Here is a 24,301-nt window from a genome sequence, read left to right as displayed (position 1 = left end):
GGGGCGGGATAGCATCCGGCAGGTGAGTACACACTTTGATGTCGTGGTCCTCGGCGCCGGCCCGGGCGGATACACCGCCGCCGTCCGGTGCGCACAGCTCGGCCTGCGCACGGCCGTCGTCGAGGCGAAGTACTGGGGCGGCGTCTGTCTGAACGTCGGATGCATCCCGTCGAAGGCCCTGCTGCGCAACGCCGAGCTGGCGCACATCCTGACCCAGGAGCAGAAGACCTTCGGGATCGAGGTCGAGGGGACCGTCCGGTTCAGCTACGAGTCGGCGTTCCAGCGCAGCCGCAAGGTCGCGGACGGCCGGGTCAAGGGCGTCCACTACCTGATGAAGAAGAACGCGATCACCGAGTACGACGGGCGCGGCACCTTCACCGACCCGCACACGATGGAGGTCGCGCTGAACGGCGGCGGGTCGGAGACGCTGACCTTCGACCACTGCATCATCGCCGCGGGCACGAACACCAAGCTGCTGCCGGGCACCGAGCTGTCCGAGCGGGTCGTGACGTACGAGGAGCAGATCCTCACCGACCAGCTGCCGGAGAGCATCATCATCGCCGGCGCCGGCGCCATCGGCGTCGAGTTCGCGTACGTGCTGACCAACTACGGCGTCAAGGTCACCATCGTCGAGTTCCTCGACCGGCTGGTACCGCTGGAGGACGCCGACGTGTCCGCCGAGCTGGCCAAGCGGTACCGGAAGCTCGGGGTGGAGGTGCACACCTCGACCCGGGTGGACGGCATCGAGGACACCGGTTCGGGCGTCCGCGTCACCGTCACCAAGAACGGCCAGCAGCAGGTACTGGAGGCCGACAAGGTACTCCAGGCCATCGGCTTCGCGCCGCGCGTCGACGGGTACGGGCTGGACAAGACCGGCGTGGCCCTGACCGACCGGGGCGCGATCGACGTCGACGCGCGCTGCCGCACGTCCGTGCCGCACATCTACGCGATCGGCGACGTGACCGCCAAGCTGATGCTGGCGCACGCGGCCGAGGCGATGGGCATCGTCGCCGCCGAGACGATCGGCAACGCGGAGACCATGGAGCTGAACTACACCATGATCCCGCGCGCCACGTACTGCCAGCCGCAGATCGCGAGCTTCGGGTACACGGAGGCGCAGGCGCGGGAGAAGGGCTACGACGTCAAGGTCGTGAAGTTCCCGTTCACCGCGAACGGCAAGGCGCACGGCCTCGGCGACCCGAACGGTTTCGTCAAGCTGATCAGCGACCAGAAGTACGGCGAGCTGCTCGGCGGGCACCTGATCGGCCCCGAGGTCACCGAGCTGCTGCCGGAGCTGACCCTGGCGCAGCAGTGGGACCTCACCGTGCACGAGGTGGCGCGCAACATCCACGCCCACCCGACGCTCGGCGAGGCGGTCAAGGAAGCGGTGCACGGCCTCGCCGGCCACATGATCAACATGTGACGTCGTACGTCGCGCGACGGGGCGCGTCCGCGGTCGCGGGCGCGCCCCTTGCGCTGTGGCGCAGCGCATTCCCGTTGGCACCACGGCGGTCGACGCATCTAGGTTGGTCGACATGCACGTACTGTCGGTCAACGTGGGGCGCGCCCGGCCCACCGCACATTCGGACGTCGGCGTCACCGGTATCGACAAGCGAGCCGTCACCGGCCCCGTCGCGGTACGGGCGCCCGGGCCGCGCGGCGAGGGCGCCAGCGGGCTGGTCGGCGACCGGGTCTGCGACCTGCGCAACCACGGCGGCGACGAGCAGGCCGTCTACGCGTACGCCCGCGAGGACCTGGACGACTGGCAGCGGCGACTCGGCCGGCAGCTCGGCAACGGCTCGTTCGGGGAGAACCTGACCACCACCGGCGGCAGCGTCACCGACGCGGTGGTCGGCGAACGCTGGCACCTCGGTCCCGACCTCGTACTGGAGGTCTGCACGACCCGCTTCCCGTGCCGCACGTTCGCCGGCTGGCTCGGCGAGCAGGGCTGGATGCGCACGTACACGCAGCGCGCGGTGCCCGGCGCGTACCTGCGGGTGGTGGCGCCGGGCGAGGTGTCCCCCGGCGACGAGATCGTCGTACGGGACCGGCCCGACCACGGGGTGACCGTCGGCGTCGTGTTCCGGGCACTCACCCTCGAACCCGACCTGCTGCCCCGGCTGGTGGACGTCGACGCGCTCGACGAACGGGCCCGCGACCGCGCCCGCCGCCGCGTCACCCCCGCCGACCGCTGATCTGCGGCTTTGGAGCCCGACCCGGTGCGGCGTGGAGCCCGCGGTACGCCGGCCGACGGGTCCGGGCGGCTCAGGGGGTGAGGGCGCGGACGACCTCGGCCGCCGGTACGGCACGGGCCAGGGCGTGGGACTGCCCGGCCCACATCGCCATCCGCTGGGTGTCGTCGGCCGCGGTCGCGGCGGCCCGCAGCGGCCGCGTCAGGTAGTGCACCTGCGGGTACGCGTCGGGCGCGGCGACGTCGTGGTCGGCCATGAACCGGGTGACGAGACCGCGCGCCGGCCGCCCCGTGTACGCGCGGGTCAGCCGTGTCTCGGCGAACTCCGGCGCGACCAGCGCCGCCCGGTACGCGGGCCCGGCGCCGCTCTCGTCGCTGCGCAGGAACGCCGTGCCGGCGGCGGCGGCGAGCGCGCCCGCGTCCAGCACCGCGCGTACGCCGGCGGCGTCGGCGATGCCGCCCGCGGCGACGATCCGTACGTCGGCGACGGAGCGGATCAGCCGGACCAGGCTCAACAGACCGAACTCCTCGCCGCCGAGCCAGCCGCCGCGGTGCCCGCCGGCCTCGATGCCCTGCGCCACCACGAAGTCCGCGCCAACCCGGTACGCCTCGGCCGCCTCCCGCGGCGACGTGACCGTCACGCCGACCTCGCTGCCGGCCCGCCGCAGCGCCGCCACGTCCTCCGCCGCCGGTACGCCGAACGTGAACGTCACCACCGGTACGCCGACGGCGGCGAGCAGGTCGAGCTTCGCCTCGTACTCGTCGTCGGTCCAGACCGGGTCGCCCAGGGTGGTGCCGAGCGCGTCGGCGTCCGGACGCAGCCGGCGCGCGTACCGGAGGACGTCGTCGGGGTCGGCGTTGTCGGGGCCGGGCACGAACACGTTGACGCCGAACGGCGCGCCGACCTCGCGGACCGCGGCGATCTGCTCGGCGAGCCGCTCCGCCGGCAGGTACCCGGCGGCGAGGAAGCCGAGCGCACCGGCCTTGCCGGCGGCGATGACCAGCTCGGGGGTCGACACCCCACCGGCCATCGGCGCGGCCACGACCGGTCCGGTCAGGTTCCTGAGGCTCATCATCTTTCAATACCAGTCCGGCCCGAAAGTCATGCGCATACCGCACGTGACCTGGACCACCCCACTGCAACCACCGGCCGCCCGGGCAGAATCGCGGGATGCTGCACATCCGGGTGATCACCCCCAGCGAGCTGACCGAGACCGTCACCGGGGTCTGCGCCGAGTCGGTCGCCGTGACCAACGTCGTCGTACTCCCCGGCGTCGCCCGCGAACCGGCCGGCGACCTGGTCCAGTTCGACCTGGCCCGGGAGGCGGCCGACGCGATGCTGTCCCGGCTGCGCGACCTGGGCATCGACCGGACCGGTTCGATCTCCGTCGAGAACGTCGACGTGTCCATCTCGGCCGCCGCGACCACCGCCGAGGAGGCCGCCCCCGGGTACGACGACGACGCGGTGGTGTGGGACGAGCTGGACGCGCGTACCGCCGCGGACGCCCGGCTGAGCTGGGCGTTCCTCGCGTTCCTGGCGCTGGCCACGCAGATCGCGGCGATCGGCGCGCTGCTCGACCAGCCGATCCTGATCGTCGGCGCGATGGTGCTCGGCCCGGAGTTCGGCGCCGTCGCGGCGATCTGCTTCGGCGTCGTACGCCGGGACCGGCTCCGGATCGTCCTCGCCACCCGTACGTTGGTTGTCGGGTTCCTGGCCGCGATCGCGGTGACGACGGCGTGCGCGGCGGTGAGCCGCTGGCCGCTCGGCTGGATCCAACCGTCCATGTTGGACGATCGGCCGCTGACCGACTTCATCGTCCACCCGGACCGCTGGTCGTTCGTCGTCGCCGTACTCGCCGGCATCGCCGGGATCCTGTCGATCACCGCGGCCAAGTCGTCCGCGCTGGTCGGGGTGTTCATCTCGGTGACGACGGTGCCGGCGGCCGGCAACATCGCGGTGGCGATCCCGCTCGGACACTGGGGCGAGGTCGGGTCCTCTGCCGTACAGCTCGGGGTGAACCTGGCCGGCATGTTCGTCGCCGGCGTCGCCACCCTCGCCGTCCAGCGCGTGCTGTCCCAGCGGTACGGGGTGCAGATGCCGCTGCCGCGCACGCAGCAGCGACGGGCCCGGCTCGGGCGTGGCCCGCGACGGGTCGTACGCCCGCGCCGCCGCACCTGACCCGGCTAAGAGGTCCTGACAGAAAGGACTGTCGGCGCCTGGCGGACTCAGGACGACGCCTTTCTGTCAGGACCTCTAAGGCCGGGCGTACCGGGCGAGGACGTCGGCCTCCTGCTCCGGGGTGTACCCGCGCGGCAGCGGCGGTTCGCCCCGCTCCCGGTCCCACGCCAACACGTCCGCCGCGGTACGCGCCAGCGGCGTCGCCGGCATCCCCGCCGCGCGGGCCCGCGCCGCGCTGCGCTGCTGCCCCGGCCAGTACCCCCGGACCAGCGGGAACATCGGCGTCGCCGCCTCGGCCGGCACCTCGACCAGCTCGACCGTCGTACCGGCGGCCGCGGCGCAGGTCGCGATCAGCCCGCCGAGCGTCGTCGGCTCCGCCGGCCCCACCGCGTTGTACGCGCCGGCCCGGTCGTCGGCGACCAGCCGTACCACCAGCTCCGCCAGGTCTCGTACGTCGACGACCTGGACGGGCTGGGCGGGGTCGGCCGGCAGCGCGACCCGACCGCCGCGCGCCGCCCGGCGTACCCAGTAGGTGAAGGTGTCCTGGTTGTCGTGCGGGCCGCAGACCTTGCCGGGGCGCACGATCGTGGCGCGGTCGCCGTACCGGGCGCGCACGTCGTCCTCGCAGGCGACCTTGAGCGGGCCGTACGTCTCGTCGGTCAGCTCCTCGGTGCCGGTACGGTTCGCCGGGCGGCGCGGCGCGTCCTCGTCGTTGCCCGGCGCGAGCCCGTCCCGGACGTACACGGCGTGGCTGGAGACGAACACGTACCGGCCGGCGCGGTCGCCGAGCGCGTCCATCGCCTGCCCCACGTGCCGCGGGTGGTAGCCGTTCACGTCGACCACGGCGTCCCAGCCGGCGCCGCGCGCGAGCGCCGCGTAGTCGCCCGCATCGCGGTCCCCGACCAGGCGTGCGACCTGCGGAAACAGGTCGGTCCCGGTCCGCCCTCGATTGAAGACCGTCACGTCCGCGTCGTACGCGAGCGCGGCGGTGACGATCGCCCGCCCCACGAACGACGTACCGCCCAGCACGAGAATCCGCATGATCACCGAACCTATGCCATCGCCGCCTGTCGCGGTCGGCGGCCGGCCCGCTGGACTAGGGTTCGGGCATGGTGGGTTCGGGCATGGTGTGCGTCGCGGTGGCACAGTTCTCGGCCGGTACGGACAAGGACGCGAACCTCGCCGCCATGGGCGATCTGCTCGCCACGGCGGCCGACCGGGGCGCCCGGCTCGTCGTCTTCCCCGAGTACTCGATGTACGCGACGCGCACGCTCGACGCGGGCATCGGCACGTCCGCCGAACCGCTCGACGGGCCGTACGCCACGCGCGTCGCGGAACTCGCCGCCCGCCACCACGTCCACGTCCTGTACGGGACGAACGAGACGCTGCCCGACGACCACCGGGTGTCCAACACGCTGCTGCTGCTCGGGCCGGACGGCACCCGGCTCGGGGCGTACCGGAAGGTGCACCTGTTCGACGCGTTCGGCTTCACCGAGTCCGACCGGGTACGGCCCGGCGACCCGGCCGAGCTGCTCACGTTCACCGTCGACGGCGTCACGTTCGGCGCGATGACCTGCTACGACCTGCGCTTCCCCGAACTCGCGCGCCAGCTCGTCGACGCCGGCGCCCAGGCCCTCGTCGTACCGGCGCAGTGGGCGCCGGGGCCGCAGAAGGAGGACCACTGGCGGCTGCTCACCCGGGCGCGCGCCGTCGAGAACACCGCGTACCTGCTGGCCGCGGGGCACTGCGCGCCCACCGGCGCCGGCAACAGCGTGATCGTCGACCCGATGGGCGTACCGGTGGCCGGGCTCGCGGAAGCACCCGGCATTGCCTGCGCCACCGTCGATCCCGACCGCGTCGCGACGGTACGCGAGCGGCTGCCCGCGCTGCGGCACCGACGGTACGCGGTGCGCGGTGGCTGACGTCCGCGCCGTCCTGCTGCGGCTGCTCGGCGGCCTGCGTACGGTGCTCGTCGGCTCCGACCGGGTGCCCGGGATGCGCCGGCGCCGCGCCTGGCCGCTGATCGTCGGTGCCGTCCTCACCCTGCTGCTCGCCCTCGCCATGCTGCACGACACCCGCACGTACTACGGCGTGTCCGCGCCGTTCGCGCCGCTCGGCGCGCTGCTCCTCGCCCTGCCCGTACTGCTGCTGGTGCGGTGGCCGCTGATGGCCTGGCGGCTCGCCGCGCTCACCGCGCTCGGCGCGCTCGCGTACTGGCAGCAGGGCCAGCTGCCGTGGCACCCGTTCGAGATCATCGTGTACCTGGCGACGCTCGCCGCCGTCGGCCTCCGCCACCCGCGTACCGTCCTCGGCTGGGTGTGGGCGGCCACCATGCTCGCGATCTGGCTGGTCATCTACCCTGTCAACCGCGACGACGCGGTCGCCGCCACGGTCATCGTCACCCTGCTCACCCTCGCGTCCGGCGGCATCGGCGCGCTCATCAGCGCCCGGCGACAGCTCGCCGTCGAGACCCGGCGTACCGAGGAGGAACAGGCCCGCAGCGCACTGCTCGCCGAACGTGCCCGGATCGCCCGCGAACTGCACGACGTCGTCGCGCACCACATGTCGCTCATCGCCGTACAGGCCGAGACCGCGCCGTACCGGCTGACGGGGCTGCCGGCCGAGGCGAACGCCGAGTTCGGCTCGATCAGCGGGGCCGCCCGCGAAGCGCTCGTCGAGATGCGGCGGCTGCTCGGCGTCCTCCGCAGCGCCCCCGACGAGATCGAACGCGCGCCACAGCCCGGCCTCGCCGCCCTCCCGGACCTCCTCGACCGGGTACGCCGCGCCGGCACGCCCGTCACCCGCGCCACCGAGGGCGAGCCGTACCCGGTGTCCGCGGGCGTCGACGTGTCCGCGTACCGGATCGTGCAGGAGTCGCTGTCCAACGTGCGCCGCCACGCGCCGGGCGCCGAGGTCACCGTCCTGGTCGGGTACGATCCGGGCGCCCTCCGGGTCGAGGTCACCAACGGGCCGGCCCACAGCGGCCCCGCACCCGGCGACGGCCCCGGACACGGCCTCGTCGGGATGCGCGAACGCGCCACCATGCTCGGCGGCACCCTCACCGCCGGCCGTACCGACGACGGCGGGTTCCGGGTCCGCGCCGTCCTGCCCCTCACCCCCGACCCCGACGGCGGCGACCCGTGACCGGCACGCGCCGTACCCGGGACACCGCCCAACCGCCCACCACAGACCGGAAGACGACCCCGTGACCGAACAGACCAAGGTCCTCATCGTGGACGACCAGGCGATGGTGCGGCAGGGCTTCGGCGCGCTGCTCGCCGCCCAACCCGACCTGCTCGTCGTGGGCGACGCCGCCGACGGCGCCGACGCCGTGCGCAAGGCCCGCGAACTCGACCCCGACATCGTCCTCATGGACGTACGGATGCCGGAAATGGACGGGCTCGAAGCCACCCGCCGCATCCTCGCCGGCCAACCCGGCACCCACCAGCCGCGCATCCTCATGCTCACCACGTTCGACCTCGACGACTACGTGTACGAGGCGCTCCGCGCCGGCGCATCCGGCTTCCTCCTCAAGGACGCGCCCGCCGCCGACCTCATCAACGCCGTACGCGTCGTCGCCGGCGGTGACGCGCTCCTCGCCCCCTCCGTCACCCGTCGCCTCATCCAGGACTTCGCCAGCCGACCCCGAGCCGAACGAGTACGGCCCGCCGCACTCGGCAGCCTCACCCCACGCGAAACCGACGTACTCCGGCTCATCGCCCGCGGCCTCTCCAACGCCGAAATCGCCGAATCCCTCGTCGTCGCCGAACAGACCGTCAAGACACACGTCGGCCGCATCCTCGCCAAACTCGACCTGCGCGACCGCGCCCAGGTCGTCGTCTTCGCGTACGAGTCGGGGCTGGTCGCGCCCGGGGAGTGACGGCGGGCTGGGCGGCGCGGGTGTGGCGGGGTGGGGGCTGCTTGCGCTGCGGCGCCACGGGTGAGGCGCGGGGTTCTTCGGTGCGACGGCGCACGGTGCGACGGTCAAGATCAACAACCGAGCGGCGCTATCGATTGTCCAATTGTCGCCTTGTTCAACTGTCCAATTGTTGAACAAGGCGACAGTTGAACAATTGGACAATCGATTGTTCGCTCACATCGGCAACGTCACCCGCACCGTCGTACCCCCTCCCGCCACGCTCGTCAGTTCCACCGTGCCGCCGTGCGCGTCGACGATCGCCCCCACGATGGCCAACCCAAGCCCTGCGCCCCCACCGGCCCGGGCCCGCGCCGGATCGGCCCGGTAGAACCGTTCGAAGGCTCGCGCGGCCTCCATCTCGGTCATCCCCGGCCCTCCGTCGCGTACGGCCAGCACGGCCCGGCTCGTACCGGTGGGCCCGGTCTCGGTGCCGACGCCGACTTCGATGGTCGTACCGGCGGGGGTGTGTTTGAGGGCGTTGCCGACGAGGTTGGAGACGACTTGGCGGAGTCGTTGTTCGTCGCCGGTGACGGTGACGGGTCCGGCGTCGCGCGCGCCGATGGCGATGAGGTCGACGGGGTGGTCGGGGTGGAGTGCCCGCGCGTCGAGTGCGACGTCGGCGGCGACGCTGGTGAGGTCGACGCGGTCGCGGGCGAGGGGCCGCCGCTGGTCGAGGTGGGCGAGCAGCAGCAGGTCGTCGACGAGTCCGCCCATCCGGCTGGCGGTTTCCTCGATCCGGCCGACGATGCGGGTGGCTTCGTCGGGCGGCATGGTGGCGCGCTGCTGCCGGTACATCTCGGCGTACCCGCGGATGGTGGTGATGGGGGTGCGCAGTTCGTGGGAGGCGTCGGCGGCGAAGCGTCGCATGCGTTCTTCGGAGCGGCGGGCTTCGGCGGCGGATTCGGCGCGGTCGTCGAGCGCGGTCTGGATCCGGCCGAGCATCCCGTTGACGGCGGTACCGAGCCGGCCGACCTCGGTACTGTCGCCGCGGTCGGGTACCCGCTGGGAGAGTTCGCCGGCGGCGATGCGGCCGGCGGTGGTCTCGATGGTGCGTACGGGGCGGAGGCTGAGTCGTACGAGCCAGAAGCAGGCGATGGCGAGGGCGGCGAGTGCGGCGATCCCGGCGAAGAAGTTGATCAGTTCGAGCTGCCGTACGGTCGCGTCGACTTCGGCGAGGCTCTCGGCGACGACGACGTGCCCGCCGGCCGGCTGGCGTACGGGGCGGACGAGCAGCAGCCAGTCGGACCGCCCGGTGCCGTCCACCCGGAACGGCCGGAACAGTGGCGGCCGGTCCGTACGGAAGTCGGGCAGGTCGGGGCGGTCGTTGGTGACGGACGGGTCGCTGCGTTCGAGTACCCGGCCGCCCGGCCCGATCAGGTACGCGCCGAACGCGCTCGGTACGCCGTGTGCCGGGGGCGAGTCGATGCGGCCGTCGCGGATGAGCGCGAGTTCGGCGCGCGGCGCGGCGAGGCGCAGCTCGTCGCCGGTCTTCGCGACCAGGTGCCGGCGCAGCAGCGTGCTCCCGGCGTACCCGGTGACCAGCAGGGTTGCCGTCACCAGCACCAGTACGCCGGTGACCAGTCGGAGCCACAGCGGTACCCGCCGGTCGAGCCGGCCGAACAGCCGGGCCAGGGTCATTCGCGCGGCGCGCGCAGCACGTACCCGATGCCGCGCAGGGTGTGGATGAGCTTCGGCGCCACCGTGTCCACCTTCCGCCGCACGTACGAGACGTACAGCTCTACCACGTTGGTCTCGCCGCTGTAGTCGTACTGCCAGACGTGGTTGCGGATCTGCGCCTTGGACACGACCCGGCCGGCGTTGACCATCAGGTAGTGCAGCAGCCGGAACTCGGTGGCGGACAGGTGCACCGACGTACCGGCGCGCCAGACCTCGTGGCTGTCCTCGTCGAGTACCAGGTCGGCGACGGTGAGGCGGGACGTGCCGGGCGCCTCGGTGCCCATCCGGCGCAGGACGGCGCGGATCCGGGCCTCCAGTTCCTCCAGGCTGAACGGTTTGGTCAGGTAGTCGTCGCCCATCGCGAGGCCGCGCAGCTTCGCCTCGGTCTCGCCGCGCGCGGTCAGGAACACCACGGCGGGCCGGTGCCCGGCGCTGCCGAGCTGCTTGAGTACGTCGAAGCCGTCCATGTCGGGCAGCATCACGTCGAGCACCATCAGGTCCGGGCGGGTACGACCCACGGCACGGACCGCCTCGGCACCGGTGTCCGCGGTACTGATCTCGAACCCTGCGTACCGCAGGCTGCGCGCCAACAGTTCGCGGATGTCCCGCTCGTCCTCGACGACGAGGACCGACTCGCGCTGCCCGTCCGGCTCACTCACGTCGCCATCCTCGGTAGGGCCGCTAGCAGCCCGATCGAAGAATCCTGGCCGCTTCCTGTGAGTGTCCCCGGTGTCCGGCAGCAGCGAGGTGGGCTTCGCCCGGTGGTACTCGGAGGAGTACGGGGACGGCGACGGCGCCCCGGCCGTACGCGGTCGGGGCGCCGTGGTGGTGGCTCAGCGGGCGGCGCGGAAGACCAGCCGGAACTTGCCGATCTGGAGCTCGTCGCCGTCCTCCAGGGTGGCCGACTCGACCCGCTCCTGGTTGACGTACGTCCCGTTCAGGCTGCCGAGGTCGGCGACGCTGAAGCGCCCGCCGGTCCGGTGTACCTCGGCGTGCCGGCGGGACACCGTCACGTGGTCGAGCCGGATGTCCGACCCGGGGTTGCGCCCGATCGTGACCGTGTCCGCGGCCACCGGGTACCTGGTGCCGACGCTGGGCCCGCGCACCGCGACGAGCTGCGCCGTACCGTCCGCGGGTGGGGGGTCGCCGGTGCCGGTGTCACCCAGTACCACGGCGTCCAGCCGGGACGTCTGATCCAACTGCTGCCGTACGGTCGCGCCCGGTGGACCCGCCCGTACCGTCGCGTCATCGCTCATTGCCGTACCCCTTGAGCCTCGTACGGAGGCCGACACGTCACGGTAGGCACGGCCTCCTGGGAACTCCCCGTGCCCAGCCTGACAAAGAACTGTTATCCGACGCAACGCGGGACCACCCGGCCCGGGGTGAACATCCGGGTCCGGGTGGTCGCGGGAAACCGGTCAGACGGTACGGAAGACCTCGTCGTACGACAGGCGGGGCAGGCGGTCGAACCAGGCACCGTCACCGGGCTTGCCGATGTTGACGACGACCTGGGTGCGGTGCTTGCCGTCGGGGAAGAACTCGGCGTCGATGCCGGCGGCGTCGAAGCCGGTCATCGGGCCCGCGGCGAGCCCGGCGGCGCGTACGCCGAGGATGAAGTACGCGATCTGGAGGGCGCCGTTGAGGCGGGCGTTGCCTTCACGGAGCTCGTCGTTCGCGGCGAACATGTCCTTGGCACCGGGGAAGTGCGGGAAGACGCGCGGCATCTCCTCGTGGAAGTCGGTGTCGGCGGCGAGGATCGCGACCAGCGGCGCCTTGCCCGTCTTGTCCTTGTTGTTGTCCGACATGTGCGCCACCAGCCTCTGCCGCGCCTCGGGCGTACGGACCAGGACGACCCGCAGCGGCTGCTGGTTCATGGACGTGGGGCCCCACTTGACCAGGTCGTGGATGGCCTGGATCTGCTCGTCGGTGACCGGCTCGTCGGTGAACGTGTTCGCCGTACGGGCGTTGCGGAACAGCAGGTCCTGCGCGCCCTCGTCCAGCGCGAGCGGGGTGTTCTGTCCGGTCTGCGCGGTGACTGTCACTATCTCTCCACAGGTACTGGGCACGACACGTGCCGGTTGCGGCTTGCGTACGGTGCAACTTAGTTGACGCAGCAACTATTTCCCACTGTGGCGCCCGACGCAACCCGGACGTACCGCCGCGCCGGGGCTGACCGGCCGCCGAAGGCGTGCGACGATCGTCACCCGAGGCGTTCGATCTCCGCGCCGCGACCGCGGCACGACGGGAGGAGTGCGTTCAGCCGGTGAGCACCACGGACCACACACGACAGCCCGCCATCCGTCGCTGGGCGCTGTGGTCCGCACCCCCGGCCGCCCGCGCGTTCACCCTCACGGTCGACCTCGCCGCCCTCGTCCTCGGCGGCACCACCGTCGCCCTGCGTACGTGGTGGCCCGGGGTCGCGCTCGTCGTACCGCTGCTGGTGTGTGCGGCGATCGCCATCGAGGGCGCCCGCCGGGTCGAACGCGAACGGCGGCTGTCCGGCAGCCTGCACAAGGACCTCCAGGCCGCCTGGTCGCTGTGCGCCGCGCTGATCCTGCCGCCCGGCGTCGCCGTCCTCGCCGTCGTCGCCATGTCCGTCTACTGGCGGCTGCGCGCCAGCCGGTGCCGGCCGTTCGCCTGGGTGTTCAGCGGCAGCATGACCGTACTCGCGGTGCTGTCCAGCGGCGCGGTCTTCCGGCTCACCGGCGACGCCCTCCCCGACCGGGTACCGCACGGACTCGCCGTGGTCGTCGCCGTCCTCGCCGCCGCCCTCACGTACGAGGCGGTCGACGTGCTGCTGTGCGGGATCCTGATCGTGCTGCTCGCCCCGGGCGCCACCCGGGCGGAGTCGTTCGGCGACCGGACCACGGTCGCGGTCGACGCGGCGGCGCTCACGTTCGGCGGCCTCGTCTCCATCGTCGCCCTGTACGAGCCGTGGGCGATGCTGCTCGCCGTCCCCGCCGTCGTCCTGCTCCAGCGCGTACTCCTGGTCGACCAGCTCACCGACGAGGCGCGGACCGACGCCAAGACCGGGCTCGCCGTCGCCGGCTGGTGGCACCAGCGGGCGTCCGCCGAACTCGACCGCGCCCGCGCCCGGCACACCACGTTCGCCGTCCTCGTCGCCGACCTCGACCACTTCAAGCAGATCAACGACGCGTACGGGCACCTCGTCGGCGACGAGGCACTGCGCGCCGTCGCCACCGCCGTCGCGTCCGGAGTACGCGGGAAGGACCTGGCGGGACGGTTCGGCGGCGAGGAGTTCGTCCTGGCGCTACCCGACACCGACGCCGACCGCGCCGCGATGATCGCCGACCGGCTCCGCGAACGCGTCGCCGAGCTGCGCGTACCGAGCCGGCGGGACCTGCCCGGCGCGGCGCCCGTCCGCGGGCTGACCGTCTCCATCGGCGTCGCCCTCTACCCGGACCACGCCGACACGCTCGACTCGCTGCTCCGCGTCGCCGACACCGCCCTCTACTCCGCGAAGGCCGCCGGCCGCAACCGGATCGCCGTCGCCGGCTCCCCCGCCGCCGCCGACAGCGAGGCGAGCTGACCCGCCGGGTACGACGAAGGGCGCCGCGGACCGGATCCGGCTCAACGGCGCCCTTTCCCGTACGGCTACTCGATCAGCGACGGTGGCGCCTGCGACGTGTCGCGCCAGACCATGTCGTCCTCGGTCAGCCAGGTGCTGTACTCCTCCGGGTCGTCGCCGCGCCGACCGGCAGACCGGCCGAGCAGCGGGCCACCCGACCGCGACACCGGCTGCTCCCCGCCGGTACCACCGAGACGCGGCTGCGCCTGCGGGCCGGGCGCCGCGGCGAGGCCGGCCGGGGACGCCACCCCGGCGCCGACGTGGCCGACACCGCCCGCGCCCACCGAACCGAGCCCGGCCGGCTGACCGCCGACCGGCGCGACCGGACCGCCGGCACCGGCGAGCTGCGTACCGGGGGCGTCCGGGGGCATGTCGATGTGCACCGGGTGCACCGCGTTACCGGCCGGGCCGGACGTGTTCGTCGCGGTGCCGCCGTGCGTCGGGGGCACCGCACCCGGGCCCGCGCCGGCGTGCGACGTGTGCAGGACGACCCCGTTGCCCCCCGGCGTACTCGGCAGGTCGGCCGGCTTCGCCGGCATCGACTCGGGGAACCAGTACGACGCGGTGCCCTGCATCTGGCCGCCCAGCTCGGTCATCACCTTCTCCGCCTGGTCCGCGGCCTTCTGCTGCGCGTGCTGCGAGTTCACGTACCCCTGGGAGGAGCCGACGACGCCGTCCGCCGGGGTGTTCGCGCTGAGCGGGGTGAGGGCGGGCTTGTCCGGCATCTTCGCCTGCGCGGCGATGATGTCGTCGGCCAGGTAGCCCAGCCCGCTGGCCACGTCGCCGGTGGTGGAGCCGGCGTCGCGGGCGCACGTCGACGTCGCGGTCAGCCGCCTGCCGAACTCCTCCGCCGCCGGCCCCGTCCACGTGCCGTGCTCGATCGTCGCGTCCAGCGCCACCGCCAGGTTGAGCACCGCGGTCGACACCTTCTGCCAGGCCGCCGCGTACGTGTCCTGGACGACCTTCGGCTTGGCGGAGTCGAGCATCTCCTGCAGCTTCTCGTGGCTGTAGCCGTGGTAGCTGTGGTTGCCCACGCGGTTCATGCGCCGCCCCCTACGCCTGGTGCCGGTGGATGTCGGTGTGCGTGCCGCGCTCGACCCGCTCGTACGCCTCGGCGATGGTGGCGTTGCCGTCGCGCAGGGCGGTCAGCGCGTCGAGCAGGTCACCGATGCGCTCCAGGCTGCCGGTCTTGATGTCCGAGTACCACGCGACGGCGTCCTTCGCGTGCGGGAACGTGCCCAACGGCGGCGGGCCCAGATGTTCGAGCCCGGTCAACGTACGCATCGCGTCGCGCAGATCGGCGACGCGCTTGTCGAGCGTGTGCACGCTCGCGCGGATGGACTCGGTGTCCACCTGAAGATCGGCCCGGCTCATCAGTACTCCCCGTGGTGTCCCGGCGGGAACCGTCGTACCGGCAGACACGTGACGGTCCCACTGAATCGGTGGGCAAGCCTATCGAGCCGGGACAACTCTCCGCATCCCTGCCAGGGCAGAACTGTCACCACACTGCCGGTGCTACTTCGTACTCGACGGGGACGGGGCGGCCGACACGTAGTTCGTGGCGGCCTTCGGGTCCAGGGACGGCCCGGACGGCACCAGGTCCAACAGATCCTGCGGGACCGACGTCGGCGTCACCCCCTCGTACCCGAGGGCGGTGCGCGCGTCCTTGGACGGCACGCCGTACCGGATGCCCTGGTCGGTGACGAGGTACGTGGTGCCCGTGGGCACCCCGGCCGACGTGGTCGCCCGCACCAGCGCGCCCCCGCCGCCCGGCACCAGCACCGCCCCCGCCGTCAACCCACCCAGCTCGTCGGTACGGTCGTCCGCGCCGTCCGGCCGCGTCGTCAACGCCGCCGGCGCCGACCCGTACACCTCGATCGTGGTGTGGCCGCCTCCCCGGTACGACGCGCACAGCGCCGACCCCGTGTCGGGCAGGTTCGCCGGCGTCCGCGGCACGCTCGGGATCCCGTGTACCTGCAGGTTCCGCTTCGAGTGCTTGGCCTCCTTGTACTCGACCAGGCTGAGCGACTGCGGGTCGGTCTGGTTCTGCGCGTTGAGCAGCAGGAAGGCCACCGTCTGGCTGGTCCGGGCGAGGCCGTCGGCGAGCAGCACGAAGTACATGTCGGCGGCGCCGGCGCTGGGCACCTTGTAGACCGACCCGATCCGACCGGTGCCGTCGCCGACCTTCGGCGCCGCGCCGCCCTCGCCGTCGATCTTCGGCGCGACCAGGTCCGGCCCGGCCGGGACCGCGTTGAGCATCGCGGGCGCGACGTCGGTGGGGCTCGTGTCCGACACGAACGGGTTGAACGACGAGCTCGGAATGCGCAGCCGGGTGCCGTGCCACAGCAGGTACGTGCCCACGCCCGCGGCCTTGACGAGTACGCCGCGGTCGGTGAGTGCGGCGCCGCCCGAGAAGCTGTGGCCGAGTGCGACGCTGACCATCGGATCGTGCCGTACCGCGTCGGATCTGGTGGCGGAGCAGACGGACCAGGGCAGGCCGGTGAGTCGGTCGGGGGTGGGCAGCGTGTCGGGGGCGTCGCGGATGCCGGCGGGCCGACCACGCGGTACGCCGGCGAGCGAGTCGGCGGAGACGGTGACGACGGGAGGGTCCGCGGCCTTGAGAATGAGGCGGGCCGAGGCGTAGTTGAGGACCGGGTGCAGGGCGCCCTTGTCGTAGACGAAGCGGGTGCCGGTGTCCTTCTCGACGATCAGGGTGCCGCGCTGCCGCCACGACGTGTTGCCGCCGGGGCGGACCAGGCCGTACACGCCGAATCCGGCGAGGACGAGCGCGCCGATCATCGCGCTGGCGAACGTGGTGAGGCCGGCGCGGCGCATGGGCGGATCGGTCGAGTCGGGGTCGCCGCCGAGCAGCGCCGTGACGATGCGCCGGGTCACGAAGCGGTACGCCCGGATCTGTTCGCGACGCGACCGCATCGCCCACTCCTCCCGTCGATGTGCGTACCCGTACCGTCCAGGACGGGCCGGGCACATACCATGAGGCCGCCCGAGCCTACTGGCACCGTTGGGTGTTGTATCGGACGACCGCAACCGGTGCGATACCGGCATCCGGCGCCGGGAGCCGGTGGTCCGACGGCGAAGCGAGCGTGGAGGAGCCGCACGACGATGAGCACCGGCAGCCCACACCGGCGTGAGTACCGGTGCAGTGGTCGGGGACGGCGGCCGGGCGGTGTGCGGTGACGCCGACGACTCCGACGATGGACGACCGGCTCGCCGGCGGTACGGCCGGGCCGGCGGTGCCCCCGTTGCGCGCGCTGCCGGGTGGCCGACGCCGGCGTACCGGGCCGTTGTTGGCGCAGCTGGTGGTGGTGGAGGTCGCGGCGTTCGCGGTGGCGGTCGCGGTCGGGCGGGTCGCGTGGCTGCTGCCGGTGGTGGCCGCGGTCGCGGTGGCGGTGACGGCGCTGCTGCTCGGCCGGTGGCGCGGACGCTGGTGGTACCAGCAGATCCCGTTGCGGTGGCGGTTCCGGCGCTGGGGCGGCACGGCGCGGCAGGGCGAGCCGCGGCGCGCCGCGTTGCGTGAGCTGGCCCCGGAACTGCGCGTGGTGGACGTGACCGAGCGGGACGCCACGTTCGGGCTGGCGTACGACGGGGAGGGGTGGTTCGCGGCGGTGGCCGTGGACGGCGGCGACGCGCTGCCGCTGCGCGAGCTGTCCGCGCTGGTCGACGGCGGGCTGTCCACGCTCCAGGTGGTGACGCGGGTGGCGCCGGCGCCGACGCCGCGGCTGACCACGTGGGCGCCGGCGGCGCAGTCGTACCAGGACGTGGGGGCCCGGCTGGCGGGTCAGGTGCCGCCGGCGCTGGCCGGGACGTACGTGTGCGTGCGGTTGGACGTGGTGGACGCGGTGGACGCGGCGGCCAGCCGGGGCGGCGGACCGGCCGGGGTACGCCGGGCGCTGGCGGCGGCGCTGCGCCGGGTCGGCCGCACACTGTCCACATCGGACGTTCCACATCGGACACTCGGGGCCGACGAGCTGCTCGCCGTCCTCACCTCCACGCTGGGTCTCGGCCCGCTCGCCGCCGGCGGCCGCCGTACGGCGCAGACCTGGGACCGGTTCACCGCCGACGGGTACGCGCAGGTGTCGTACCAGGTGACGGGGTGGCCGCCGCGGGGTGGGCGGACCGGCGCACTGCTGTCCGCCGGCCCGGCCGCGTGGACCACCGTCGCCCTGGTCCTCGGCCCGCGTACCGACCTGGTGGGGCCGGCGGAGGTGCCGCTCCGCGGGTACGTGCGGCTCGGCGCGCCGCCCGACGCGCTCGCCGCCGCCACCGAGGCGCTCGCCCACTCCGCCGAACTGCACGGCATCACGGTGCGCCGGCTCGACGGTGAACAGGGGCCCGCCGCGTACGCCACCGTGCCGACCGGTGGCTCCCCCGCCGTCGGTACCGCCGCGCACGCCTGCCCGGTCGGCGCGCTCGACGCGCTCGCCCCTCCCGTACCCCGGGGCGGGGTGCTGCTCGGCCGCGACCCCGACCAGAAACCCGTCCTCGTCGACGTGTTTCGGCACCGGCCGACCCGGCTCGTCCTCGTCGGCGGGATCTGGCCCACCCGGCTGGTTCTGTTGCGCTGCCTGGCCGTCGGCGCCCGCGTCGTCTCCTCGCCCGGGCAACCCGACTGGGTGTCGCTCGGCCGCTGGGCCACCGGCGTCGACCACTGCGTACTCCCGCCGGCCACGGTGCTGCCGCCGCACCCCGCCGCACCCGTACTGGTGTCGGTGGATCCGACCGGGATGGCGCCGCCGCCCGTCGCGTGGCAGACCACCGCCGTCACCTGCACCCGGCCGACCGCCGCGCTGCTCGCCGGTACCGACCTCGTCGTCACCGGCAAGCTGCTGCCCGCCGACGCGCAGCTCGTCGCCGGCACGTACGGCTTGAGCGCCGAGTCGACGAACCTGCTGTCCCGGATGTACGACGACATGGTCGCGGTCGTCGAACCCGGCAGCGTACGGTTCGCGTGGCCGACGCCGACGCCGGTCGAGCGCGAGGTGCTCACCCCGCCCCGCCAGGAGCGACCCGCCCTCGGCCGCCCACCCCGCTGACCTGTCGGGATCCGTTGCCGGCGCACCGATCCGGCCGCCGGGACGACGGATCCGTTGGCAGGGAACGGACCCGGTCACCGCGACCCACCGGCGCACCGGTCACGTGGCCCGGATTCCGTTGGCAGAGCGGCGATCCGGCCCCGGTCAGCCGTTCAGGGCGCGGATCAGCGTGTACAGCTGGCAGACCGCGAGGACGAGCGGGATCACGGCGAGCCCGAGCACCACCTCGACGATGTCGAGCACCCGACCCCACACCGGCGTGGTACGCCGGCCGGCGTTGGCCAGGCCGTACCCGGCGGCGCCGGCACCGGCGAGCAGTACCACGGCGAGGGCGACGGCGAGCGCCACACCCGGTGGTACGGAAGGGATCCCGGCCAGCGCGACACCCGTCGCCAGGGCCGCCAGCCCGACCAGGCCGGCGAGCAGCGGCGGCATCCGGTGCGCGAGGACGACGAAGGAACGGCTCCGGCACAGCAGGACGAGCGACACGACCAGCGCGAGCAGCGCGCCGGCCCAGCCGCCCGTCGCGACCACCACGACGACGCAGCCGGCCACGACCGCGGAGGCGGCGGCGACCAGCGCGGTCAGGTAGTGACCTGCGACGACGGTACGGGTGAGCACCTCGGCGCCGGCGACCTCGACCGCGTCGGCCTTCAGTTCCTCGGCGGTGGTCGGGATGGTCGGCACCGGCAGCCGGGCGAGCCGGAACGCGGCCATCGGCGCCGCCGGCACCACGGCCAACGCCACCGCGCCCAGCACCGCAGCGGCGGCGGCCGGTGACACCCCCGCGGCGAGTACGACCAGCGCCGCGGCGGCGGTCCCGACCAGCGCGGTCCCGGCCCCCACGAACACCGGCACCTGGTACGCCACGGCCACCGCGCCGAGCACCGTGCACAGCAGCGCCGCGGTGGTCCCGAGCAGCAGCGGACCGGCAGCGTACCGGTCGGTGGCGGTGGCGAGCAGCAGCATCCCGCCGACGAACCCGTACGCCGGGGCGAGGGCGGCGGCGACGAGTCCGGCGCGGGCGTCGCCGACGGCGCGGGCCAGCACGGCGGACGCCAGCAGCAGGACGGCGCCGAGACCGAGGCCCGTCAGGCCGCCGGCGAGCGGTGGCGCGGCGACCGCCAGCAGCACCGCGCCGAGCAGCGCCGCCCCGGCGAGCACGCCGAGCCCGAACCGCCGGGTCGTGCCGGGCGTCCAGCGCCGACCGTGCGCCTCGACACCGCCGACGATCGCGTCGACCACGTCGTCGAAGACGACCTCGGGCGCCAGCTCCTCGCGCGGCGCGAAGTGCAGCTCCTCGCCGTGCTTGATGGCGAGCTGCGCCGGGGTGCGGTCGGTGTCGAGGGCCCGGCCGCCGAGCCGGGCCAGCGCCCAGCCGCCGTGCGCGGTGCCGGCGCGCGCCACGTCCTCCCCGACGTACTTGAGGAGGGTGGGGAGCAGGTCGGCGAGCGGGACGTCGTCGGGTACGGACAGGTCGACGCGCGTCTTCGGCGCAACGATGGTGACCCTGGTCAGCCCCGCTCCGGCCAGTACTGTCACCTTTCGGTCTCCTCCCGTGCCGGATGGGCATTCCGATGCGGTGTGCAGAGTACCTACGATGGCCAACGCTGGGTATCCCGGTACACATCGGTCCGTACCGGTCGGGGAGGTTCGTCCACGGTGTCAAGCACGATCGTCTGGTCCAGACCGGCCCGGCGGTACGGTCCGTCGTTGCCCAAGGGCGAGTTGGCCCTGGAGGCGCCACCGGAGGTGCCGGAGCAGCTGCCGCGCGGCGTCGGGCAGCTGCTCATGCTGCTGCCGATGCTGGCCGGCGCGGGCGCCATGGCCATGCTGTACACCGGGCGCGGCGGCACACTGTCCTATGTGGCCGGTGGCCTGTTCGGCGTGTCGATGCTCGGCATGTTCTTCGGGTCGATGTCCGGCCTCGGCCAGGACCGGGCCGCGCAGCTCGACGCCGAGCGCCGCGACTACCTGCGGTACCTGGGGCAGATGCGGCGGCGGGCCCGGCGGGCCGCCGCGCAGCAGCGGGCGGCGCTGATCTGGGCCCACCCGGCGCCCGACGCGCTGTGGTCGGTGGCCGCCGGCGGCCGGCTGTGGGAGCGCCGGCCCACCGACAACGACTTCGGCGCGCTGCGGCTGGCGGTCGGCACCCAACGCATGTCGGTACACCTGGCGACCCCGGAGACCAAGCCGGTCGAGGACCTGGAACCGTTGTCCGCCATCGCGTTGCGGCGCTTCACCACCGCGCACACCAACGCGCTGAACGTACCGGTCGCGGTGGCGGTGCGGGCGTTCAGCCGGATCTCGCTGCGCGGCGACACCACCGCCATGTACGGGATGGTCCGCGCGATGGTGGCGCAGTTCGCGACGCTGCACGCGCCGGAGGACGCACGGGTCGCGGTGGTGGCGAGCCCGGACCGGCGGGCGACGTGGGACTGGGTGAAGTGGCTGCCGCACGCGGAGGCGCCCGGCGGCGGGCTGCTGGTCGCCGGATCGTTGCGGGAGCTGGAAACCCTGCTGGGCGAGGAGATCGGGAGCCGGCCGCGGCACTCGAAGACCGCCGAACCGCTGCCGGACCGGCCGCACCTGCTGGTGGTCCTGGACGGCGGCGAGGTCAGCCAGGACGCGCAGCTGCACGGCGCCGGCGTACAGGGTGCGACGGTGGTGGACCTGTCCGGGCAGATCCCGCGGGACGCCGACGCCTGGCTGCTCGTACTCGACGTCAGCCCGCAGCTGGTGACGCTGTTCCGCGGCGAGCAGAGCGCGTACCGGGCGGGCGACACGGACCTGAGCGGGCTCGCGCACGAGACCCTCGGCGTTCCCGACACCCTGACGGTACGGCAGGCCGAGGCGCTGGCGCGTTACCTTGCGCCGTACCGGATGGCGGGTTCGGGCGCGTCGGACGAGCCGCTGGCGACCACGTTCGAGCTGACGGACCTGCTCGGCATCGGTGACGCGGCGGGACTCGACCCGACGATCACCTGGCGTACCCGGCCGGAGCGGGACCGCTTGCGCATCCCGATCGGTGTCGGGCCGGACGGCGCCCCGGTCGAGCTGGACTTCAAGGAGTCGGCGCTGGGCGGCATGGGGCCGCACGGCCTGATCATCGGCGCGACCGGCTCCGGCAAGTCCGAGCTGCTGCGTACGATCGTGCTCGGGCTGGCGGCGACGCACTCGTCCGAGGAGCTGAACTTCGTGCTCGTCGACTTCAAGGGCGGCGCGACGTTCACGAAGCTGGACGGGTTGCCGCACACCAGCGCCGTCATCACGAACCTGTCGGACGAGCTGCCGCTGGTGGACCGGATGGCCGACGCGCTGTCCGGCGAGCTGGTCCGCCGGCAGGAGCTGCTGCGCGCGGCCGGGAACTACGTGTCGCAGCGGGACTACGAGCGGGCCCGGCGGGCCGGCGAGCCGCTGGAACCGTTGCCGGCGCTGCTGGTCATCTGCGACGAGTTCTCCGAACTGTTGAGCGCCAAGCCGGACTTCATCGACCTGTTCGTGATGATCGGCCGGCTCGGCCGGTCGCTCGGCGTGCACCTTCTCCTTGCGTCGCAACGGCTTGAGGAGGGCAAGCTGCGCGGCCTGGACACGCACCTGTCGTACCGGGTGGGGTTGCGGACGTTCTCGGCGATGGAGTCCCGGATCGTCCTGGGCAACCCGGCCGCGCACGAACTGCCGAACGCGCCGGGCCACGGCTACCTGAAGACCGACCAGAGCACGCAGCTGCGGTTCCGCGCGGCGTACGTGTCGGGGCCGTACACGCGGGTCGAGCCGGGGCGGGAGGCGCAGCGGCGCGCCGGCCGTACCGTGGTGCCGTTCCGGATCGACGCGCCGGCACCGGTGCGCGGCGAGCTGACCGGCGGGCCGGTGCTGGGCGGGCCGCCGCCGGCCGAGCCGCCCGCCCCCGCGGTACCGGCGGTCAAGGACCAGACGACGGTGCTCGACGTCCTGGTGGGCCGGCTGCGCGGGCACGGCCGGCCGGCGCACCAGGTGTGGCTGCCGCCGCTGGGCGATCCGCCGCCGCTGTCCGAGCTGCTGCCCCCGCTGGCCCCCGACCCCGCGTACGGTCTGGCGCCGGCCGGGTGGCCGGACCGCGGCCGGTTGCGGGTGCCGCTGGGCGTCGTCGACCGGCCGTACGAGCAGCGTCGGGACGTGCTGTGGGCGGAGCTGGCCGGCGCGGGCGGGCACGCGGTCGTGGTCGGCGGCCCGCAGTCCGGCAAGTCGACGCTGGTCCGGGCGCTGATCGGCGGGCTCGCGCTCACCCACACCCCGCGCGAGGTCCAGGTGTACGGCATCGACCTGGGTGGCGGGTCGCTCGCGTCGCTGCGCGGGCTGCCGCACGTCGGCGGGGTCGCCACCCGGCGCGACCCGGAGCTGCTGCGGCGTACGGTGGCCGAGCTGACGTCGCTGCTCGCCGAGCGCGAGGCGCGCTTCTCGGAGCTGGGCATCGACTCGATGGCGACGTTCCGGCGGCGGCTGGCGGAGGCCGGCGGCGTACCGGGGGACCGGTTCGGTGACGTGCTGCTGGTGGTGGACGGCTGGGGTGCGGTCCGGGCCGACTTCCCGGAGCTGGAGGACCGCATCACCGAGCTGGCCGCCCGCGGCCTGGGGTACGGGATCCACGTGGTGATCACGGCGGCGCGCTGGGCCGAGGTGCGGCTCAACCTGCGCGACCTGCTCGGCACCCGGTACGAGCTGCGGCTCGGCGACCCGAACGAGTCGGAGATCGACCGGCGGGCGGCGGCGCTGGTACCGGAGCGTTCGCCGGGCCGGGGCGTGTCGGCGGAGAGCCGCCAGTTCCTGGTCGCGGTGCCGCGGATCGACGGTCTGTCCACTGTGGACGATCTGGCCGACGGGGTGGCCGGGCTGGTCGAGACGGTCGGCGACGCGTGGAAGCACGAGCCGGCCCCGGCCGTACGGCTGCTGCCCCGGGCGTACCCGGCGGCGGACCTGCCGACCGACGGCCCCGGCATCCCCGTCGGACTGTCCGAACAGGACCTCTCCCCGGTACGGCTGGACTTCGCCGCCGAGCCGCACATGGTCGTGGTCGGCGACACCGAGTCCGGCAAGACCGCGTTCCTGCGGCTGCTCGCCGGCCGGATCGCCGCCCGCCACACGCCGGAGCAGGCGCGCATCATCGTCGCCGACTACCGGCGTACGTTGCTCGGCGCGGTGCCCGAGCAGCACCTGCTGGAGTACGCGGCGTCGTCGGAGGCGTTGAAGACGGCGCTGGCGTCGGTCGCGGACGTGATGCGCCGCCGCCTGCCCGGCCCCGACGTGTCGCCCGCCCAGCTACGGGACCGGTCCTGGTGGCACGGCCCGGAGCTGTACCTGCTGGTCGACGACTACGACCTGGTGTCCACCGGGTCCGGCAACCCGGTGGCGCTGCTCGGCGACGTGCTCCCGCAGGCCCGGGACATCGGCCTGCACCTGATCCTCACCCGCCGCGTCGGCGGCATGGCCCGCGCCATGTACGAGCCGGTCGTGCAGTCGCTGCGGGAGTTGAACATGCCGGCGCTGATGCTGTCCGGCCCGCGCGACGAGGGCGTCCTCTACGGCAACCGCCGGCCCGAACCGCTGCCCCCGGGCCGCGGCTGGCTGGTACGCCGGCGGGACGGCGCGCAGCTCGTGCAGCTCGCGTACCAGCCGCCGCCGGAGTGACGGCCGTCCCGCCGTCCGGGCGCGGCGG

At 73.7% G+C, this 24,301-nt stretch carries 19 protein-coding genes; 9 read left to right on the top strand and 10 right to left on the bottom strand.

What is annotated here, in order from left to right; translation table 11 throughout:
* Positions 1–22: 22 nt before the first annotated feature.
* Both lpdA and Aru02nite_RS33465 read left to right on the top strand, forming a co-directional pair.
* Positions 23–1,423 carry a dihydrolipoyl dehydrogenase gene (lpdA, locus tag Aru02nite_RS33470; protein WP_203664324.1) on the top strand — a complete coding sequence of 467 codons (1,401 nt, stop codon included), beginning with the start codon at positions 23–25 and terminating at the stop codon, positions 1,421–1,423.
* 112 nt (positions 1,424–1,535) lie between these two features.
* Entirely contained in the window at positions 1,536–2,195 is a 660-nt protein-coding gene (locus tag Aru02nite_RS33465; protein WP_203664323.1) for an MOSC domain-containing protein, read from the top strand.
* 70 nt (positions 2,196–2,265) lie between these two features.
* Here Aru02nite_RS33465 and Aru02nite_RS33460 read toward each other — a convergent pair whose 3' ends face one another.
* Positions 2,266–3,264 carry a nitronate monooxygenase gene (locus Aru02nite_RS33460; RefSeq protein ID WP_203664322.1) on the bottom strand — a complete coding sequence of 333 codons (999 nt, stop codon included), beginning with the start codon at positions 3,262–3,264 and terminating at the stop codon, positions 2,266–2,268.
* Between the two features lie 98 nt (positions 3,265–3,362).
* Between Aru02nite_RS33460 and Aru02nite_RS33455 the strand changes: the two genes are divergently transcribed.
* Positions 3,363–4,370, top strand: coding sequence for a DUF389 domain-containing protein (locus Aru02nite_RS33455; RefSeq protein WP_203664321.1), 1,008 nt, complete (start codon positions 3,363–3,365; stop codon positions 4,368–4,370).
* 75 nt (positions 4,371–4,445) lie between these two features.
* On the opposite strand, the gene Aru02nite_RS33450 is transcribed toward Aru02nite_RS33455, so the two are convergent.
* A complete protein-coding gene (locus tag Aru02nite_RS33450) occupies positions 4,446–5,411 on the bottom strand; it encodes an NAD-dependent epimerase/dehydratase family protein (protein ID WP_203664319.1) in 966 nt (321 codons plus the stop codon).
* A gap of 68 nt (positions 5,412–5,479) precedes the next feature.
* Between Aru02nite_RS33450 and Aru02nite_RS33445 the strand changes: the two genes are divergently transcribed.
* The 3 genes from Aru02nite_RS33445 to Aru02nite_RS33435 all read left to right on the top strand — a co-directional run bounded on the left by Aru02nite_RS33445 (position 5,480) and on the right by Aru02nite_RS33435 (position 8,250).
* Positions 5,480–6,292, top strand: coding sequence for a carbon-nitrogen hydrolase family protein (locus tag Aru02nite_RS33445; protein WP_203664317.1), 813 nt, complete (start codon positions 5,480–5,482; stop codon positions 6,290–6,292).
* Positions 6,285–7,514 carry a sensor histidine kinase gene (locus tag Aru02nite_RS33440; RefSeq protein WP_203664315.1) on the top strand — a complete coding sequence of 410 codons (1,230 nt, stop codon included), beginning with the start codon at positions 6,285–6,287 and terminating at the stop codon, positions 7,512–7,514. The genes Aru02nite_RS33445 and Aru02nite_RS33440 overlap by 8 nt, the downstream gene beginning before the upstream one ends.
* Positions 7,515–7,575: 61 nt before the next feature.
* Complete coding sequence (locus tag Aru02nite_RS33435; protein WP_203664313.1) at positions 7,576–8,250, top strand: response regulator; 675 nt, start codon at positions 7,576–7,578, stop codon at positions 8,248–8,250.
* 213 nt (positions 8,251–8,463) lie between these two features.
* On the opposite strand, the gene Aru02nite_RS33430 is transcribed toward Aru02nite_RS33435, so the two are convergent.
* The 4 genes from Aru02nite_RS33430 to Aru02nite_RS33415 all read right to left on the bottom strand — a co-directional run bounded on the left by Aru02nite_RS33430 (position 8,464) and on the right by Aru02nite_RS33415 (position 12,008).
* Positions 8,464–9,927 (bottom strand): sensor histidine kinase, encoded by a 1,464-nt coding sequence (locus tag Aru02nite_RS33430; RefSeq protein WP_203664311.1) that lies wholly within the window; start codon positions 9,925–9,927, stop codon positions 8,464–8,466.
* The gene (locus Aru02nite_RS33425) at positions 9,924–10,625 is read right to left on the bottom strand and encodes a response regulator transcription factor (RefSeq protein ID WP_203664309.1); all 702 of its coding nucleotides are present in this window, start codon (positions 10,623–10,625) and stop codon (positions 9,924–9,926) included. Before Aru02nite_RS33425 ends, Aru02nite_RS33430 begins: the two co-directional genes overlap by 4 nt.
* Positions 10,626–10,799: 174 nt before the next feature.
* Positions 10,800–11,222 carry an FHA domain-containing protein gene (locus Aru02nite_RS33420; RefSeq protein ID WP_203664307.1) on the bottom strand — a complete coding sequence of 141 codons (423 nt, stop codon included), beginning with the start codon at positions 11,220–11,222 and terminating at the stop codon, positions 10,800–10,802.
* A gap of 162 nt (positions 11,223–11,384) precedes the next feature.
* Complete coding sequence (locus Aru02nite_RS33415) at positions 11,385–12,008, bottom strand: malonic semialdehyde reductase (protein WP_239077111.1); 624 nt, start codon at positions 12,006–12,008, stop codon at positions 11,385–11,387.
* A 221-nt stretch (positions 12,009–12,229) separates the two neighbouring features.
* Here Aru02nite_RS33415 and Aru02nite_RS33410 point away from each other — a divergent pair, with 221 nt between their 5' ends.
* Positions 12,230–13,516 (top strand): GGDEF domain-containing protein, encoded by a 1,287-nt coding sequence (locus Aru02nite_RS33410; RefSeq protein WP_203664305.1) that lies wholly within the window; start codon positions 12,230–12,232, stop codon positions 13,514–13,516.
* A gap of 65 nt (positions 13,517–13,581) precedes the next feature.
* On the opposite strand, the gene Aru02nite_RS33405 is transcribed toward Aru02nite_RS33410, so the two are convergent.
* The 3 genes from Aru02nite_RS33405 to eccB form a co-directional block, all read right to left on the bottom strand.
* Complete coding sequence (locus Aru02nite_RS33405) at positions 13,582–14,598, bottom strand: hypothetical protein (protein ID WP_203664303.1); 1,017 nt, start codon at positions 14,596–14,598, stop codon at positions 13,582–13,584.
* A gap of 10 nt (positions 14,599–14,608) precedes the next feature.
* On the bottom strand, positions 14,609–14,929 hold the full coding sequence (locus Aru02nite_RS33400) for a hypothetical protein (protein ID WP_203664301.1): 321 nt from the start codon (positions 14,927–14,929) through the stop codon (positions 14,609–14,611).
* A gap of 141 nt (positions 14,930–15,070) precedes the next feature.
* The gene (gene eccB, locus Aru02nite_RS33395; protein ID WP_203664299.1) at positions 15,071–16,489 is read right to left on the bottom strand and encodes a type VII secretion protein EccB; all 1,419 of its coding nucleotides are present in this window, start codon (positions 16,487–16,489) and stop codon (positions 15,071–15,073) included.
* 260 nt (positions 16,490–16,749) lie between these two features.
* Between eccB and Aru02nite_RS33390 the strand changes: the two genes are divergently transcribed.
* The gene (locus Aru02nite_RS33390; protein ID WP_203664297.1) at positions 16,750–18,609 is read left to right on the top strand and encodes a type VII secretion protein EccE; all 1,860 of its coding nucleotides are present in this window, start codon (positions 16,750–16,752) and stop codon (positions 18,607–18,609) included.
* Positions 18,610–18,753: 144 nt separating this feature from the next.
* Here the strand turns inward: Aru02nite_RS33390 and eccD are convergent, their stop codons facing one another.
* Positions 18,754–20,151, bottom strand: a complete 1,398-nt coding sequence (gene eccD, locus Aru02nite_RS33385) for a type VII secretion integral membrane protein EccD (RefSeq protein ID WP_203664296.1) — start codon at positions 20,149–20,151, stop codon at positions 18,754–18,756.
* A 171-nt stretch (positions 20,152–20,322) separates the two neighbouring features.
* Here eccD and eccCa point away from each other — a divergent pair, with 171 nt between their 5' ends.
* Complete coding sequence (gene eccCa / locus Aru02nite_RS33380; RefSeq protein WP_239077110.1) at positions 20,323–24,273, top strand: type VII secretion protein EccCa; 3,951 nt, start codon at positions 20,323–20,325, stop codon at positions 24,271–24,273.
* Positions 24,274–24,301: the final 28 nt, after the last annotated feature.

It is taken from the genome of Actinocatenispora rupis (assembly GCF_016861975.1).
In the GTDB taxonomy this organism is placed as follows: Bacteria; Actinomycetota; Actinomycetes; order Mycobacteriales; family Micromonosporaceae; genus Actinocatenispora; species Actinocatenispora rupis.
The sequence above is the reverse complement of the archived record's forward strand: the minus strand, read 5'-3'. Positions and strand labels throughout refer to the sequence as shown.